We start from the raw sequence: 15,509 nt of genomic DNA, 5'->3' as shown, positions 1-15,509 counted from the left end.
AGCCATGAATTTAACGTTGCGAGCGTATTGGAATATCTGGGCAAGCCCTATTGGCTTAAGGTAAGGTGATTCCCCTACGCTATTGTCCTTCTGGGGAGGAGGGCCGGGAGTGGCGGCGGTAAAGGCCGATTTCAATAAATTCAAGGCGTCGCGCTGGCGGCTGGTGGCATTGCTGCTGTTCGTCAACGCCTCGGTTCTCGGCCTTGCCTGGATGTCCCTGGACGCCAGCTACCGCCAGTACCAGGACCGGGCGGCCGTCACGACGCGCAACACCAACCGCCTGGTTTCCCAAAGCATCGCCGGCGATATCGACCAGATCGACCTCGCCCTGCTTTCCGTTGCCGACGAGGCGGCGCGGATTCAACGCACCGGCGGAGCTCTCGCCGGGTCGGAGATGAAGGCCTTTCTGGAGCATCTGCAAGGCCGCCTGAAGATGACCGACAGCCTGCGTCTGGCCAACGTGGCGGGCGATGTGATCGCCGGTTCGGAAGAGCCGCAGGTCGGAATCAATACGGCGGACCGCGAATACTTCAGCAGCCTGCGCGACGATCCCAAGCTGGGGCTGGTGATCTCGCCGCCGATTCTGGGGCGCATCAGCAACAAGTGGGTGCTGATCTTCGCCCGCCGGCTGACCCTGTCCGACGGCAGCTTCGGCGGTATCGTCTTCGCCCCGGTGACCATCGCGTGGTTCGAGCAAAAGTTCAACAACCTGGAGGTCGGACCCCAGGGCACCGTGGTGATGCGCGGCGACGCCTCGCGCAACTTCGACCTGCTCGCCCGCTTTCCCCACGCCGGCTATGTGGGGCAGACGACGGTCTCGCCGACCTTCACCGCCCGGATCACCGCCCATCCCCAGGGCGGCACCTACGAGGCGGTGGCCGGTGCCGACAACATCCGGCGCACCTTCTCGTACCAGCCCATCGCCAACTACCCGCTGATCACCCTGGTGGGCATGGCGACCGAGGATTATCTGGGCGAGTGGCGCAAGGAAGGCATCAAGGTGATCGTCCTGGCCGGCGCCTTCATCATCGTCACCTCCCTGGGCGGCATCGGCATGCTGCGCACCTGGCGGGCGCTGGAACGGCGGACCGAGGAACTGGCGCGCTCCAACGCCGATCTCGAGCAGTTCGCCTATGTGGCGTCCCATGACCTGCAGACGCCGCTGCGCAATATCGCCAGCTACGCGCAATTGCTGGCGCGGCGCTACGAGGGACGCCTGGACAAGGATGCCGACGAATTCATCGGCTATATCGTCGGCGGCGCCAAGCATATGTCGTCGATGATTCCCGACCTGCTGGACTATGCCCGCGTGTCGCGCTCGCCGCCGGAATTCGTGCCGGTGGATTTGAACGCGGTGGTGGAGGCCGTGCTGGCGAATCTGGGGCCGGATATCCAGGCGTCGGGCGCCACCATCAAGATGGACACGCTGCCCGTGGTTCTGGCCGAGGCGCGACAGGCGGAAAGCCTGTTCCAGAACCTGATGGAAAACGCCCTGATCTATCGCCAGCCCGATGCCCCGCCGCAGATCGAGATCACCGCCACGCTGGAGCCCAAGGGACTGTGGCGTATCGCGGTGCACGACAACGGCATCGGCATCGAGCCGGCCTATTTCGAGAAGATCTTCATCATCTTCCAGCGCCTGGAGCCCAACCGCTTCCCCGGCGGGACCGGCATCGGCCTGGCGCTGTGCCGGCGCATCGTCCACAGGTTCGGCGGCACCATCTGGGTGGAGTCCGAGCCCAAGAAGGGCACGACCTTCAACTTCACCCTGCACTCGTCGGCCGAGGCCTAGGTTCTATAGCGTGATGCCCAAAATGTGCATCACGCTATAGGCCTTATCATTTTCCCTCGCCGGGCGGGCGCCTCCGCGCCCTTGGCCGCGCCCTCAACGGGCGCTGGAGCGGCCCGCCTCATATTTGAGGCGCGCCGCTCAGCCTTCTGGAGTGATGCGGACCTCGAGTTCGCCCAGTCCGTCGATGGTTCCGCGCAGACGGTCGCCGGCCACCACCGGGCCGACGCCCTCGGGCGTGCCGGTGAAGATCAGATCGCCCGGCCCCAGATGGTAGTACTGGGACAGATGGGCGATCACTTCCGGCACCGACCAGATCATCTCGTCGATATCGCCGCTCTGGCGCACCTGGCCGTTGACCTCCAGGGCGATGCGGCCCCTGAGCTTGGGCGCGTCGGCGCGGACCAGGGCGGAGATGGGGGCCGAGAATTCGAACGCCTTGCCCAGGCACCACGGACGCCCCTTGTCGCGGGCGGCGAATTGCAGGTCGCGCCGGGTCATGTCCAGGCCGATGGCGTGGCCGAACACCGCCGACTTGGCATCCTCGGCCGTGCACTTGTAGACGGGGCGCGACAGCGCCACCACCAGTTCCACCTCGTGGTGGAGGTTGGCGGTGCCGGGCGGGTAGGGGATGTCGCCGCCACCCGGAACCAGCGCGTCGGCCGGCTTGGTGAAATAGAACGGCGGCTCGCGATTCGGGTCGCTGCCCATCTCGCGGGCGTGGCCGGCATAGTTGCGGCCGACGCAAAAGACGCGGCGGACCGGGTAAAGCGCCGCTTCCCCCTTGACGGCGACGGTGGGAAGGGCAAGCTCGAAGAGATGAGCGGTCACGGCGCGGGCTCCTTGGTCTGACCAGATGTCGGGCGAATGGTGGACCGGTCGCCGGCCAAGATCAACTCCGCTCCGGGGGCAAGATTGCATTCGGACGAAATGCGCATTAGGATGCCGATTTAAGTGGATCCGTATCCGATGCGATGTCGCCCGTTCCGGTGGAGCGGAAAGGGCGAAAGTGGGGCTTCCGGCCGGGGACAGCCGTAAACCCTGAACAAGACGACGGAACGGACCATGCCTGAAAGCCTGGGAGGATTGTCATGAAGGATATGAAGGGTATTTCCCGCCGCGCTATGCTGCGGACCGGTGCGCTGGTGGCCGCGGGCGCCGGCGGCTTCGTGCCGACGCGCTTCGCCATCGGCAACACCGCCAAGGTCAGGGTCGGCTTCCTGCTGCCCTATTCCGGCACCTATGCCGGGCTGGGCGAGGCCATCACCAACGGTTTCAAGCTGGCGCTCGAGGAGCGCGGCGGCAAGCTGGGCGGCCGCGATATCCAGTTCATCGCCGTGGACGACGAGTCCAATCCCGCCAAGGGCCCCGAGAATACCAACAAGCTGGTCACCGGCGAGAACGTCGACTTCGTGGTCGGCCCGGTCCACTCGGGCGTGGCCATGGGCATGGTCAAGGTGGTGCGGGAAACCGGCACCATCACGGTGATCGCCAATGCCGGCGCCGGTGCCGCCACCGGCCCCTTGTGCGCGCCGAACATCTTCCGCACCTCGTTCACCAACTGGCAGACCGCTTATCCCATGGCCAAGGTCGCCATGGAGCGCGGCCTCAAGAACGTGGTCACCATGTCGTGGAAATACGCGGCGGGCGAAGAGGCGGTGAACGGCTTCGAGCAGGGATTCGTCAAGGCGGGCGGCAAGATCGCCAAGCAAATTCTGGTTCCCTTCCCGCAGGAGGAGTTCCAGGCCAACCTGACCGAGATCGCCGCGCTGAAGCCGGACGGCGTCTTCGTGTTCTTCGCCGGTTCGGGCGCCCTGAAGTTCGTCAAGGACTACGCGGCCGCCGGGCTGAAATCCATTCCGCTGATGGGGCCGGGCTTCCTGACCGACGGCGTGCTGAAGGAGCAGGGCGAGGCGGCCGAGGGCGTGCTGACCACGCTGCACTATGCCGACGCGCTGGACACCCCCGAGAACAAGACGTTCCGCGCCGCCTACCGCAAGGCGTTCTCCAAGGAGGCCGATGTCTACGCGGTGCAGGGCTACGACGCCGCCCAACTGCTGTTCCAGGGCATGGGCACCGTCAAGGGCGATACAGCGGCCAAGGCCGACCTGATCGCCGCCATGGAAAAGGCGGTGATCAAGAGCCCGCGCGGTACCTTCACCCTGTCCAAGGCCCACAATCCGGTGCAGGACGTCTACCTGCGCCAGGTCAAGGGCGGGCAGGAGGTGGTGCTGGGCGTGGCGGAGAAGGCGTTGGCCGACCCCGCCACCGGCTGCAAGATGGGCTGACCCGTCGGGGCGCGTCGCCGGCTTTTCACGGAGGTGGAGGCTCTGGTCGCCCATGGCGGCCGGGGGCTTCGTGGAAGGCGGGCGGCGCGGCCACCCCGGTCTTGGACGCGCGCGGTCTGGAGCCACGATGGATTTCTGGTTTTTCCTGATTCAGGTGTTGAACGGCGTTCAGTACGGACTGCTGCTCTTCCTGGTCGCCAGTGGGTTGACCCTGATCTTCGGCATCATGGGCATCATCAATCTGGCTCACGGGGCCTTCTACATGCTGGGGGCCTATCTGGCCTATTGGCTGGCCGGGGTCACCGGCAGCCTGATCGCGGCGGTGCTGCTGTCGCTGCCCATCGCGGCGGCCATCGGCTATGTGATCGAGGCGCTGCTGGTCCGCACCCTTTATCGCCGCGACCATCTCGATCAGGTGCTGCTGACCTACGGCCTGATCCTGATCTTCAACGAGGCGACCCGCATCACCTGGGGCGCCGACGTGCACGGCGTGCCGGTGCCCGCCGCGCTGAACTGGTCCATCAAGCTGACCGAGACCCTGTCCTATCCCGTTTACCGCCTGCTGTTGTCGGCGGTCTGCGCCGTGCTGGCGGTCGGCATGTATCTGGTGATCAGCCGCACCCGCTTCGGCATGTGGGTGCGGGCCGGCGCCTCCAACCGCGACATGGTGGCGGCCCTGGGCATCAACGTGAAGCTGCTGTTCGGCGTGGTGTTCGCCATCGGCGCCGCCCTGGCCGGGCTGGCCGGGGCCATCTCGACGCCCATCACCTCGGTGGCGCCGGGCATGGGGGATTCCGTGCTGATCCTCTGTTTCGTGGTGGTGGTGATCGGCGGGGTCGGCTCCATCAAGGGCGCCTTTCTCGGCGCCATGCTGATCGGCCTGGCCGACACCTTCGGCAAGGTCTTCGTTCCCGATTTCGCCAGCTTCACCGTCTATGGCGTCATGGCGGCGGTGCTGCTGTGGAAGCCGCGGGGGCTGTTCTCATGACCGCCCTTCCCAAGCGGCTTTCCCTGATCCTGCTGGCGCTGCTGGCGGCGCTGGCGCTGTTCCCCGCCTGGGGGCCGCTGGCCTTCACCGTCAAGTATGCGTTCCTGCTGCAGAAGCTGACCGGCATCATGATCCTGGCCATCCTGGCCATGAGTCTCGACCTGCTGGTGGGGGTGGCGGGGCTGGTCAGTCTGGGCCATGCTGCCTTCTTCGGACTGGGCGGCTACATGCTGGCCCTGCTCTCCCCGCAATACGAGGCGGCCAATCTGTGGGTGGTGCTGCCCGCCGCCATGGGGGCGGTGGCGCTGGCCTCGGCCGTGGTGGGCTTCCTGGCCATCCGCACCGCCGGCATCTACTTCATCATGGTCACCCTGGCCTTCGGGCAGATGGGCTATTACTTCTTCAACGATTCCAAGCTGGCCGGCGGTTCGGACGGCGCCTACATCTACGTCAAGCCGGTGGTCGAGGCGTTCGGCATCACCCTGGTCAATCTGGAGAGCAAGCAGGCCTTCTTCTTCGCGGTGCTGGGCTGTCTGGTGGCGGTGTACCTGCTGCTGCGGGTGGTGGTGGCCTCGCCCTTCGGCCGGGTGCTGGCCGCCATCGGCGTCAACGAAGGCAGGGTGCGCGGTCTGGGCTTCGATCCCATGGCCTACAAGCTGGTGGCCTTCGCCATCGCCGGCGCCCTGGCTGGGCTGGCCGGCTTTCTGGCCGCCACCCAGTACGGCTTCGTCAGCCCCGCCATGCTGGGCTGGCACCAGTCGGGCCATGTGCTGGTGATGGTCATCCTGGGCGGCATGGGCACCCTGTTCGGCCCCATCCTGGGGGCCTTCATCCTGGAACTGGCCCATTTCGGCCTGGAGGCGGTGACCGAGCACTGGCTGCTGCCCATGGGCGGGTTGGTGATCGCCATCGTCCTGGCTCTGCCCAAGGGCGTGGCCGGGCTGCTGCTGCAGTGGTGTGGAACGAGCGAGACCGTGGTCGAGCGCGGCGCCATTGAGGCGCCCGGAGCGCCGCGGAGGAGCCAAGGGAGCGAGAGCGACAGCCCGGCGCTTGAGGGGCAAACAAGACCGAAGGAGGGTGGGCAATGAGCGTCTCCCCCTTCCTGTTCGAAACCAGGGATCTGACCAAGGCGTTCGGCGGCCTGATCGCGGTGAATTCGGTGTCCATCGGTTTTCGGGAGCGCGAGGCCCACGCCATCATCGGCCCCAACGGGGCGGGCAAGAGCACCTTCGTCAATCTGTTGACGGGACACCTGCCGGCTTCGGGCGGCCATGTGATGTTCAAGGGGGCCGACATCACCCGGCAGCCGGCCCACAAGGTGGCGCGGCTGGGGATCGGGCGGTCGTACCAGAAGACCAACGTCTTCCCCACCTTCACCTGCTTCGAGAATTGCCGGCTGGCGGCCCAGTCGCATCTTGCCACCTCCATGCGCTTCCTGCGCCCCGCCGCGTCCTACCGCGAGATTTCCGCCAAGGCCTCCGAGGCGTTGGAGCGGGCCGGGCTGGCGTCCTGGGCCGGGCGCATCGCCGGCACCATGTCCTATGGCGAGCAGCGGCAGCTGGAGATCGCCATGGTGCTGGCCACCGCGCCCCAGGTCCTGGTCCTCGACGAGCCGCTGGCCGGCATGGGCAAGGAGGAATCCGAGGGCATGGTCGGCCTGCTGCAGGAACTGGCCCAGGCCTATACCCTGATCCTCATCGAGCACGACATGGACGCGGTGTTCGCCATCGCCAAGGTTCTGTCGGTGATGGTCAACGGCACCTTGCTGGAAAGCGGGCCGCTGGACCAGATCCGGGCCAGCAAGGCGGTGCAGGACGCCTATCTCGGCGACGGGGCGGAGGCCTATTGATGGAGACCTTCCTCGACGCCACCGGCCTGCACACCTATTACGGCGCCAGTCATGTGCTGCACGGCGTGGATTTCCGCGTCGGCGTGGGCGAGACGGTGGCGCTGATGGGCCGCAACGGCATGGGCAAGTCGACCCTGCTGAAAAGTCTGCTGGGTATCGTCAGCCCGCGCCGGGGCAAGGTCGCGGTGCGCGGCAGGGAGGTCACCGGCATGGAGACCTCGGCGGTGATCCGTCACGGCATCGCCTATGTCCCCGAGGGGCGCGGCATGTTCCATAACCTCAGCGTGCGCGAGCATCTGCTGATGGCGGCGCGCAAGGGGGCCGGCGGCCGGGCCGACTGGACCTATGAGCGGGTGCTGGAGACCTTTCCCCGTCTGGCCGAGCGCCTGGACAACATGGGCACCTTTCTCTCGGGCGGCGAGCAGCAGATGCTGTCCATCGGCCGCGCCCTGATGACCAATCCCGATTTGTTGATCCTGGACGAGGCCACCGAGGGCCTGGCGCCGCTGATCCGCCGTGAGATCTGGCGGGTGGTGCGCGCCGTCAAGGATACCGGCATCGCCACCATCGTGGTGGACAAGAATGTGGGGGTCCTGCTGGACCTTGCCGATCGTCACGTCATCCTCGTCAAGGGCGAGGTGGTATATGACGGCGGCCCACAGCAACTGAAAAGCGATTCGAGCATACTCGAACGACATATCGGGCTCTGACCGGCAAAGCAGTCGCCAACCCGTTTAAGGAGGAAGGAGAACACCTCATGACGTCCCCCAACGCCTCGTCCGAGCATGCGCTCGATATTCCGCGCGACTATAACGCCGCCACCTGGTTCATCGACCGCCATCTGAAGGATGGCCGGGCCGACAAGGTGGCCTTCATCGATGCCGATGGCAGCCACACCTACGGCCAACTGGCCGACAAGGTCAACCGGGCGGGCAATGCGCTGAAGAGCCTGGGTCTCCACATGGAGAACCGCATCGCCATGATCATGCTCGATACCGTCGATTTTCCGGCGGTGTTCTGGGGCGCCGTCAAGGCCGGCATCGTGCCCATTCCGCTCAACACCCTGCTGACCACGGGCGATTACGGCTACATGCTGTCCGATTCCCGCGCCCGCGTGCTGGTGATCAGCGAGGAGCTGTTCGACAAGGTCGAGCCCATCCTGCCCGATCTGCCCATGCTCGAGCACGTGGTGATCTCGGGCAAGAACGCCCACGGCCACACCTTGCTGTCCGACCTGCTGGCCAAGGCCGAGCCCAAGCTGAAGACCGCCGAGACCACCCGCGACGACGTGGCCTTCTGGCTGTATTCCTCGGGCTCCACCGGCGCGCCCAAGGGCGCCGTCCACCTGCAGCGCGATCTGCCGGCCACCGCCGTGCATTACGGCCAGCAGGTGCTGGGCATCCGCGAGGACGACGTCACCTATTCGGCGGCCAAGCTGTTCTTCGCCTATGGCCTGGGCAACGGCATGACCTTCTCGCTGCACGTGGGCGCCACCTCGGTGCTGCTCAAGGACCGTCCGACGCCGGAAGCGGTGATGAAGCTACTCAAGGATCATCAGCCGACCATCTTCTACGGCGTGCCGACGCTCTACGGCACCATCCTGGCCGATCCGCAATACAAGCGTGAGACCGCCTCGACCCGCCTGCGCGCCTGCGTCTCGGCCGGCGAGGCCCTGCCCGAGGATGTGGGCCGCCGCTGGGAGGAACGCTTCGGCGCCGCCATCCTGGACGGTCTGGGCTCCACCGAGATGCTGCACATCTTCCTGTCCAACCGTCACGGCGAGGTCCGCTATGGCACCTCGGGCAAGCCGGTGCCGGGCTACGACCTCAAGATCTGCAGCGACGACGGCCACGAACTGCCCCAGGGCGAGATGGGCGAACTGGTGGTGCGCGGCCCCTCTTCGGCCACCGCCTACTGGAACCAGCGCGAGAAGTCGCTCAAGACCTTCCGGGGCGAGTGGACCCACACCGGCGACAAGTACTATGTGGACGATGACGGCTACTACCGCTATGCCGGCCGTGGCGACGACATGCTGAAGGTCGGCGGCATCTGGGTGTCGCCCTTCGAGGTGGAGGCCGCCCTGATCTCCCACGACAAGGTGCTGGAAGCCGCCGTGGTGGGCGAGGCCGATTCCGAAGGCCTGGTCAAGCCCAAGGCCTTCGTGGTCCTGGCGCCTGGCGAGACCGGCTCGGAGGTCCTCAAGGAGGAGCTTCAGGCTTACGTCAAGTCCAAGCTGGCACCCTACAAATACCCCCGCTGGGTGGAATTCGTCGAGGCGCTCCCCAAGACCGCCACCGGCAAGATTCAGCGCTTCAAGCTGCGCGGAACCCTGTCGCAGATGTAGGGCCTGTCATGATCGAGGGAGTGTCACACGACACTCCCTCGACATTCCTTCCGCCCCGGCCCACACTGGACGCCGTTCAATCATGGTCGGGGGTCCTCCATGCGCAAGCTGCTTATCGGTGCCGGTATTCTGGTGACCCTGATCGTCGGGGCGGCGGTGTTCCTGCTGTCGTCGCTGGACACCATCGTCAAGAAGGTGATCGAGGACGTGGGCTCCCAGGTGACCGGCGTGAAGGTATCGGTGGGGTCGGTGAAGATTTCCCTGTCCGAGGGCAAGGGCTCCATTTCCGGCCTGACCGTCGCCAATCCGCCCGGCTTTTCCTCGGACCCGGCCATCCGCCTGGGCGAGATCGCCCTGGCGCTCGATACCGGCTCGATCAGTAAAAATCCAGTGGTGGTCAAGGACGTCACCGTGGCCTCACCCTTCGTGGCCTATGAGATGGCCGCGGGCGGCAGCAATATCGACGCCATCCAGAAGAACGTGAAGGCCTTCGCCGCCAAGCAAGGCGGGGGAGCCAAGGCCGAGGCGGCCAAGCCCGCCGCCAAGGACAAGGACGAGGAGAAGAAGCTGGTCATCGAGCGTCTCGCCATCACCGGCGGTCAGGTCAAGCTGGCGGCGGGCGGCATTCCCGGCGCCGAGGGCAGCGCCAAGCTGGGCGACATCGTGCTGACCAATATCGGCAAGGATTCGGGCGGCGCCTCTTCCGCCCAGGTGGCGCAGAAGGTGATGGATGCCCTGGTCAACGGTGCCCTCAAATCGGCTTCCAGCTTCGGCAACCTCCTGGGTAACGTGGGCGACAAGGCCAAGGCCCTGGTTCCCGGCGATGCCGGCGGCGCCATCAAGGGGCTGCTGGGCAAGTAGGATCGTTCAGGAAAAAGCCCCCCGGATCGAACGGTCCGGGGGGCTTCGTCTTTTTCGACCAAACCAAGGGGATCAAAGGGCCTCGGGTCCTTTGCGGGTGTGGGCGGAGCCCACAGGGGGTTACCCCAGCACCACCTGATCGGCGGCGCGCAGCCGAGCCAGGGCGCTTCCCATCCGGGACCATTCCTCGAAGCGGCGACGGGCGTCGGCCTCGGCCTTGGAGCGCGACAGGCGGCCCAGATAGGTGACGCTCATCTCGGCGTGGCCATCCTGGGCCAGATTGCCGTCGGCGGTGAAGCCGAAGCGAAGCGGGCGGAAGCTTCCCATCTCAGTAGCTCCTGAGCAGGCCGACCAGCCGCCCCTGGACCTTGACCCGGTCGGGGGGGAGGATGCGGGTTTCGTACTTCTTGTTGGCGGGCTCCAGCGCCACCGAATTGCCCTTGCGGCGCAGGCGCTTCAGCGTCACCTCGGTGTCATCCACCAGGGCGACCACGATGGTTCCGGTCTCGGCGGTATCGCACGAGCGGATCACCACGGTGTCACCGTCATTGATGCCCGCCTCGATCATGGAATCGCCGTCGACGGTCAGCGCGTAGTGATTGCCGCTGCCCAGCATGGAGGCGGGAATATCGACGCTGTTGGAATGGTCGCGCAACGCCTCGATGGGGGTGCCGGCGGCGATCTTGCCGTAAAGCGGCAGGGTGACGGCGTCGGAGGGGCCGGCCACCGGCGCCCCGGCCAGTTGCTGGGTGGCGAAACCGCCCTTGATGACGTTGGGGGCAAAGGCCTTGGCCGGCGGCGGCAGGGTCTGGTCGTTGCGGTTTTCCGGCAGACGGACCACTTCCAGGGCGCGGGCGCGATGGGCGAGGCGGCGGATGAAGCCCCGTTCCTCCAGGCCGGTGATCAGGCGATGGATGCCCGACTTGGACTTCAAGTCGAGCGCGTCCTTCATTTCGTCGAACGAGGGGGAAATGCCGGTGGCGCGAAGCCGCTCGTCGATGAACATCAGCAGTTCGTATTGCTTACGCGTCAGCATGGCGAAATCTCCCCTGGAATGAGTCTGTTCAGAGAACAAAGAACAAACCATCTGGTTTTGTTCTATTCGCGTTCCCGGGGGTGGTCAAGGAGAATCTGCGGCGATGATTCCGTTTTGTTTCCCTGGACGAGCGGCTCAGAGCACGGCGGGAAGGGGGATGACCTGGACCATGTCGCCCGCCTGGGCGGTGGGGGCGTGGGGGGCGCGCACCAGCAGGCAGGTGGCCCGCGCCAGTCCGGACAGCACGGCGCTGTCCTGCTGCTCGAAGGGCAGGGCGACCACCACGCCGTCGTCGGTGCGTTCCAGGCTGGCGCGCATGAACTCCATGCGCTCGTCGTTGGGAGGCAGGTCGCGGCCCAGGATGGCGTTGATGGCCTGGGTGACGGTGGAGCGCCCGGTCAGCGCCCGGATGGCCGGCTCCAGGAAGATGATGGCGCAGACCATGGCCGAGACCGGATTGCCCGGCAGGCCGAGGACGGGGACGCCCTTCATGTCGCCGAACATCAGCGGCTTGCCCGGCCGCATGGCGACCTTGTAGAAGCCGAGATTCATGCCGGCGTCCTTCAGCGCGTCCTGTACCAGATCGTAATCGCCCACCGAGGCGCCGCCGGTGGTGACCAGCATGTCGGCGCCGGCGGCGGCCTTGATCATGGAATCCAGGGATTCGCGGGTATCCTTGGCGATGCCCAGATGGATGGCCTCGGCCCCCAGAGCGGTGACCATGGCGGCCAGACCCGGCCCGTTGGAGCCGATGATCTGGGCCGGTCCCGGCTGGTCGCCGGGCAGGACGATCTCATCGCCGGTGGACAGGATGGCGATGCGCGGGCGGCGGCGCACCAGCAGGTTGGGGACGTTCATGGCCGCCGCCAGACCGATGGTGCGGCCGCCCATGATGGTTCCCGCCGTGATCAGCACGTCGCCGGTCTTGAAGTCGAGACCGGCCGGGCGCACATGGCGGCCCGAAGCGGCGGAGGTCAGGATCTCCACCCGGTTGCCGTCCTTGCGGGTGTTCTCCTGCATGATGACCGCGTCGGCGCCGTCGGGCAGCGGCGCGCCGGTGAAGATGCGGATGCACTGGCCGCTCTCCACCGTTCCGGCGAAGGCGGCACCCGCGGCCGACAGGCCGATGACGTCGAGGGTGCGGGGCACCTGGGCGATGTCGGCGGCGCGGACGGCGTAGCCGTCCATGGCGGAAACCGCCACCGGCGGGTGGGAGACCCGCGCCGTCAGATCCTCGGCCAGGATGCGGCCGGTGGCCTGGGCCAGGGAGATCACTTCGGTACCCACCGGGCGGATGCCGGACAGCAGGGATTCGCGCGCCACCTCGACGGAGATCATTCCTTGGCCTCGTAGATGCCGGATTTGCCGCCGGATTTGTGGATCAGGCGGATGTTCTCGATACGCATGGACTTGTCCACCGCCTTGCACATGTCGTAGACGGTCAGCGCCGCCACCGAGACGGCGGTCAGCGCCTCCATCTCGACGCCGGTGCGGCCGACCAGCTTGCAGGTGGCTTCGATATGGACGGCGGAGGCGTCGGGATCAAGGCTGAGCTCGACCCCCACAGAGGACAGGGCCAGCGGATGGCATAGCGGAATGAGGTCGGGGGTGCGCTTGGCTCCCATGATGCCGGCCAGCTGGGCGACGGAGAGCACGTCGCCCTTCTTCATGCCGCGCGCCGCGACCAGGGCCAGGGTCTTGGGGGCCATGACCACCGAGCCGCGCGCCACGGCCACCCGGGCCGTCTCCGCCTTGGCCGAGACGTCGACCATGACGGCGTTGCCGTCTCCGTCGAAATGGGTGAGCCCGTCTCCGATCATGCCGTCGTGCCCGCGCCGGCCAGCAGCACCTTGACCGCCTGCTCCACGTCGGGGCGGCGCATCAGCGCCTCGCCGATCAGGAAGCGCTTGACCCCGATGGCCGCCATGCGGCGCAGATCGCCGGGACCTTCCAGGCCGCTTTCCGACACCACCACCTTGCCCTCGGGGATCAGGGGGACCAGACGCTCGGTGGTGGCGAGGTCGGTTTTCATGATCCTGAGATCGCGGTTGTTGATGCCGATCAGCGGCGATTTCAGCTTCAAGGCCCGCTCGAGCTCGGCCTCGTCATGGACCTCGATCAGCACGTCCATGCCGTAGCCCAGGGCGATGTCCTCCATCTGGCCGAGCTCGGCATCGGTCAGCGAGGCGACGATCAGCAAGATGCAGTCGGCGCCCAGGGCACGGGCCTCGACGATCTGGTAGGGATCGACCATGAAATCCTTGCGCAGCACCGGCAGATCGCAGGCCGAGCGCGCCGCGCCCAGATCGGCGTCCGAACCCTGGAAGAACTTCTGGTCGGTCAGCACCGACAGGCAGGCGGCGCCGCCGCGCTGGTAGCCGCGAGCCAGCAGTTCCGGCTTGAAGTCGGGGCGGATGATGCCGGCCGAGGGCGAGGCTTTCTTGATCTCGGTGATCAGGCCCCAGCCCAGTTCGGCGATCTTGCGGTCCAGGGAGGCGGCGAAACCGCGCGGCGGCGCCTGGTCCTGGGCGCGCTTCAGCAGTTCCTGGATGGGCCGGCGGCTCTTCTGCTCGGCGACCTGCTTGCGCTTTTCGGCACAGATGCGGTCGAGGATGGTCGGCGTGGCGTTCATGGTATCAGGGCGTCCGGTTGGTGATGGCGATCATGCGTTCAAGAACGGAATCGGCCTCGCCCCGATCGATGGCCTGTTCCGCCGCGCGGGCTCCGTCGTTCAAGCTGTCGACCTTGCCGGAAACCACCAGGGCGGCGGCGGCATTGAGGACGACGATATCGCGATAGGCTCCCAACTCCCCCTTGAGGAGGGCCCTGAGCGCGGCGGCGTTGGCGGCGGAATCGCCGCCCTTCAAGTCGGCGGGAGCGGCGCGCTTGAGCCCCACGTCCTCCGGCTTTACGGTAAAGAGGCGAACCTCACCTGCCTTGTACTCGGCCACCTTGGTGGGGCCGGTGGTGGTCAGTTCGTCCAGCCCGTCGGTGCCGTGCACCACCCAGGCGTGCTCGGCGCCCAGGCGGCCCAGCACGCGGGCCAGGGGCTCGACCCAGCGCTCGGCGAAGACGCCGACCACCTGGCGGGTGGCGCCGGCCGGATTGGCCAGCGGACCCAGCAGGTTGAAGATGGTCCGGGTGCCCAGCTCGCCGCGCGGGCCGGCCACATGGCGCATGGCGTTATGGTGGCGCGGCGCCATCAGGAAGCCGACCTTGTTCTCCCACAGGGTCTCGCGCACCAGGGCGAAATCGGCATCGATGTTGACGCCCAGCGCGGTCAGCACGTCCGAGGCGCCCGACTTGGACGATACCGCCCGGTTGCCGTGCTTGGCCACCGGCACGCCGCAGGCGGCGACCACGAAGGAGGCGGCGGTGGAAATGTTGTAGGTGCCGGCCTCGTCACCGCCGGTGCCGACGATGTCGACGGCGCCGGCCGGGGCTTCGATCTTCAGGGCCTTGGCCCGCATGATGCGTGCGGCGCCGGTGATCTCCTCCACCGTCTCGCCGCGCACGCGCAGGCCCATCAGCAGGCCGCCGATCTGGGCCGGAGTGGCGTCGCCCGACATGATGATCTCGAACACTTCCTCGGCCTGGGCCTCGGACAGGGTGGCGCCGGCGGCGACGCGGCCGAGGATTTCCTTCATCAGGGCGAGGGTGATGGGGGCGGTGCTCATCAGGCGGCGTGTCCGGTCTTGGTCTTGGTGAAGTCGATGAAGTTGCGCAGCATGGCGTGGCCGTGCTCGGTCTCGATGCTTTCGGGATGGAACTGGACGCCCCAGACCGGCAGGTCCTTGTGGACCAGCCCCATCACCAGCCCGTCGCCGCTCCACGCCGAGACGTGCAGGCAGTCGGGGAAGCTGTCCTTCTCCACCACCAGCGAGTGGTAGCGGGTGGCGCGGAACGGGCTGGGCAGCCCCTTGAACACACCGGAACCGTCGTGGGTGATGCTGTCGACCTTGCCGTGCATGGCCTTGGGGGCGCGGACCACCTTGCCGCCGAAAGCCTGACCGATGGCCTGGTGGCCCAGGCAGACGCCGAACAGCGGAATGGTCCCGGCGGCGCGCTTGATCAGGTCCAGGCAGATGCCCGCCTTGTCGGGGTCGCAGGGACCGGGCGAGATGACGATGCCCTGGGGCCGCATGGCCAGCACCTGATCGACGGTGACGGCGTCGTTGCGCTTCACCGCCACCTCGGCTCCCAGTTCGCCCAGGTAGTGCCAAAGGTTGTAGGTGAAGCTGTCGTAATTATCGATCAGGAGAAACATCGGCGTTGCGCCTACAGGAATTCCGAAGGCGGAAGAATGCAGAGGCGGCTTGAGCGCGTCAAGCACGCCACGCGCCATTTGACGGAT

Annotated in this window: 16 protein-coding genes; 8 read left to right on the top strand and 8 right to left on the bottom strand. The window is 66.7% G+C overall.

The genetic code is table 11. From position 1 onward, the window contains the following. Window positions 1-109: 109 nt before the first annotated feature. Complete coding sequence (locus CP958_RS12565) at window positions 110-1,792, top strand: ATP-binding protein (protein ID WP_096702285.1); 1,683 nt, start codon at window positions 110-112, stop codon at window positions 1,790-1,792. Window positions 1,793-1,930: 138 nt separating this feature from the next. Here CP958_RS12565 and CP958_RS12560 read toward each other — a convergent pair whose 3' ends face one another. After that, window positions 1,931-2,620 carry a fumarylacetoacetate hydrolase family protein gene (locus tag CP958_RS12560; RefSeq protein ID WP_096702284.1) on the bottom strand — a complete coding sequence of 230 codons (690 nt, stop codon included), beginning with the start codon at window positions 2,618-2,620 and terminating at the stop codon, window positions 1,931-1,933. A 260-nt stretch (window positions 2,621-2,880) separates the two neighbouring features. Between CP958_RS12560 and CP958_RS12555 the strand changes: the two genes are divergently transcribed. From CP958_RS12555 to CP958_RS12525, 7 genes are all read left to right on the top strand, one after another. Beyond that, the gene (locus CP958_RS12555) at window positions 2,881-4,077 is read left to right on the top strand and encodes an ABC transporter substrate-binding protein (RefSeq protein ID WP_096702283.1); all 1,197 of its coding nucleotides are present in this window, start codon (window positions 2,881-2,883) and stop codon (window positions 4,075-4,077) included. A 127-nt stretch (window positions 4,078-4,204) separates the two neighbouring features. Next, complete coding sequence (locus CP958_RS12550; RefSeq protein ID WP_096702282.1) at window positions 4,205-5,065, top strand: branched-chain amino acid ABC transporter permease; 861 nt, start codon at window positions 4,205-4,207, stop codon at window positions 5,063-5,065. Beyond that, the gene (locus CP958_RS12545; protein WP_242442874.1) at window positions 5,062-6,153 is read left to right on the top strand and encodes a branched-chain amino acid ABC transporter permease; all 1,092 of its coding nucleotides are present in this window, start codon (window positions 5,062-5,064) and stop codon (window positions 6,151-6,153) included. The genes CP958_RS12550 and CP958_RS12545 overlap by 4 nt, the downstream gene beginning before the upstream one ends. Continuing rightward, entirely contained in the window at window positions 6,150-6,914 is a 765-nt protein-coding gene (locus tag CP958_RS12540) for an ABC transporter ATP-binding protein (protein ID WP_096702281.1), read from the top strand. Before CP958_RS12545 ends, CP958_RS12540 begins: the two co-directional genes overlap by 4 nt. Further along, window positions 6,914-7,624, top strand: coding sequence for an ABC transporter ATP-binding protein (locus CP958_RS12535; protein WP_170958955.1), 711 nt, complete (start codon window positions 6,914-6,916; stop codon window positions 7,622-7,624). Before CP958_RS12540 ends, CP958_RS12535 begins: the two co-directional genes overlap by 1 nt. Before the next feature lie 47 nt (window positions 7,625-7,671). Beyond that, entirely contained in the window at window positions 7,672-9,258 is a 1,587-nt protein-coding gene (locus CP958_RS12530; protein WP_096702279.1) for a benzoate-CoA ligase family protein, read from the top strand. Window positions 9,259-9,357: 99 nt separating this feature from the next. Further along, window positions 9,358-10,119, top strand: a complete 762-nt coding sequence (locus CP958_RS12525; protein WP_096702278.1) for a hypothetical protein — start codon at window positions 9,358-9,360, stop codon at window positions 10,117-10,119. Between the two features lie 120 nt (window positions 10,120-10,239). Here the strand turns inward: CP958_RS12525 and CP958_RS12520 are convergent, their stop codons facing one another. From CP958_RS12520 to CP958_RS12490, 7 genes are all read right to left on the bottom strand, one after another. Beyond that, entirely contained in the window at window positions 10,240-10,446 is a 207-nt protein-coding gene (locus CP958_RS12520; protein WP_096702277.1) for a hypothetical protein, read from the bottom strand. Window position 10,447: 1 nt separating this feature from the next. Beyond that, window positions 10,448-11,155 (bottom strand): transcriptional repressor LexA, encoded by a 708-nt coding sequence (lexA, locus tag CP958_RS12515; protein ID WP_096702276.1) that lies wholly within the window; start codon window positions 11,153-11,155, stop codon window positions 10,448-10,450. A gap of 135 nt (window positions 11,156-11,290) precedes the next feature. Beyond that, a complete protein-coding gene (glp, locus tag CP958_RS12510; protein ID WP_096702275.1) occupies window positions 11,291-12,493 on the bottom strand; it encodes a gephyrin-like molybdotransferase Glp in 1,203 nt (400 codons plus the stop codon). Further along, window positions 12,490-12,975 carry a cyclic pyranopterin monophosphate synthase MoaC gene (gene moaC / locus CP958_RS12505; RefSeq protein ID WP_096702274.1) on the bottom strand — a complete coding sequence of 162 codons (486 nt, stop codon included), beginning with the start codon at window positions 12,973-12,975 and terminating at the stop codon, window positions 12,490-12,492. The genes glp and moaC overlap by 4 nt, the downstream gene beginning before the upstream one ends. Then, window positions 12,972-13,787 carry an indole-3-glycerol phosphate synthase TrpC gene (gene trpC, locus CP958_RS12500; RefSeq protein WP_096702273.1) on the bottom strand — a complete coding sequence of 272 codons (816 nt, stop codon included), beginning with the start codon at window positions 13,785-13,787 and terminating at the stop codon, window positions 12,972-12,974. The genes moaC and trpC overlap by 4 nt, the downstream gene beginning before the upstream one ends. A 4-nt stretch (window positions 13,788-13,791) precedes the next feature. Beyond that, a complete protein-coding gene (gene trpD / locus CP958_RS12495; protein ID WP_096702272.1) occupies window positions 13,792-14,832 on the bottom strand; it encodes an anthranilate phosphoribosyltransferase in 1,041 nt (346 codons plus the stop codon). Continuing rightward, a complete protein-coding gene (locus tag CP958_RS12490) occupies window positions 14,832-15,422 on the bottom strand; it encodes an aminodeoxychorismate/anthranilate synthase component II (protein ID WP_096702271.1) in 591 nt (196 codons plus the stop codon). Before CP958_RS12490 ends, trpD begins: the two co-directional genes overlap by 1 nt. Window positions 15,423-15,509 lie beyond the last annotated feature (87 nt).

Source organism: Magnetospirillum sp. 15-1, assembly GCF_900184795.1.
Taxonomy (GTDB): Bacteria; Pseudomonadota; Alphaproteobacteria; order Rhodospirillales; family Magnetospirillaceae; genus Phaeospirillum.
This window is presented reverse-complemented; position numbering and strand designations above follow the sequence as displayed.

Excerpts from the sequence above, each read along its gene's own strand:
- moaC (WP_096702274.1), bottom strand. The coding sequence starts at position 12,975 with ATGATCGGAGACGGGCTCACCCATTTCGACGGAGACGGCAACGCCGTC.
- CP958_RS12520 (WP_096702277.1), bottom strand. The coding sequence starts at position 10,446 with ATGGGAAGCTTCCGCCCGCTTCGCTTCGGCTTCACCGCCGACGGCAAT.
- CP958_RS12525 (WP_096702278.1), top strand. The coding sequence starts at position 9,358 with ATGCGCAAGCTGCTTATCGGTGCCGGTATTCTGGTGACCCTGATCGTC.
- CP958_RS12545 (WP_242442874.1), top strand. The coding sequence starts at position 5,062 with ATGACCGCCCTTCCCAAGCGGCTTTCCCTGATCCTGCTGGCGCTGCTG.
- CP958_RS12535 (WP_170958955.1), top strand. The coding sequence starts at position 6,914 with ATGGAGACCTTCCTCGACGCCACCGGCCTGCACACCTATTACGGCGCC.
- trpD (WP_096702272.1), bottom strand. The coding sequence starts at position 14,832 with ATGAGCACCGCCCCCATCACCCTCGCCCTGATGAAGGAAATCCTCGGC.
- CP958_RS12490 (WP_096702271.1), bottom strand. The coding sequence starts at position 15,422 with ATGTTTCTCCTGATCGATAATTACGACAGCTTCACCTACAACCTTTGG.
- CP958_RS12540 (WP_096702281.1), top strand. The coding sequence starts at position 6,150 with ATGAGCGTCTCCCCCTTCCTGTTCGAAACCAGGGATCTGACCAAGGCG.
- CP958_RS12555 (WP_096702283.1), top strand. The coding sequence starts at position 2,881 with ATGAAGGATATGAAGGGTATTTCCCGCCGCGCTATGCTGCGGACCGGT.
- lexA (WP_096702276.1), bottom strand. The coding sequence starts at position 11,155 with ATGCTGACGCGTAAGCAATACGAACTGCTGATGTTCATCGACGAGCGG.
- CP958_RS12530 (WP_096702279.1), top strand. The coding sequence starts at position 7,672 with ATGACGTCCCCCAACGCCTCGTCCGAGCATGCGCTCGATATTCCGCGC.
- CP958_RS12550 (WP_096702282.1), top strand. The coding sequence starts at position 4,205 with ATGGATTTCTGGTTTTTCCTGATTCAGGTGTTGAACGGCGTTCAGTAC.
- glp (WP_096702275.1), bottom strand. The coding sequence starts at position 12,493 with ATGATCTCCGTCGAGGTGGCGCGCGAATCCCTGCTGTCCGGCATCCGC.
- trpC (WP_096702273.1), bottom strand. The coding sequence starts at position 13,787 with ATGAACGCCACGCCGACCATCCTCGACCGCATCTGTGCCGAAAAGCGC.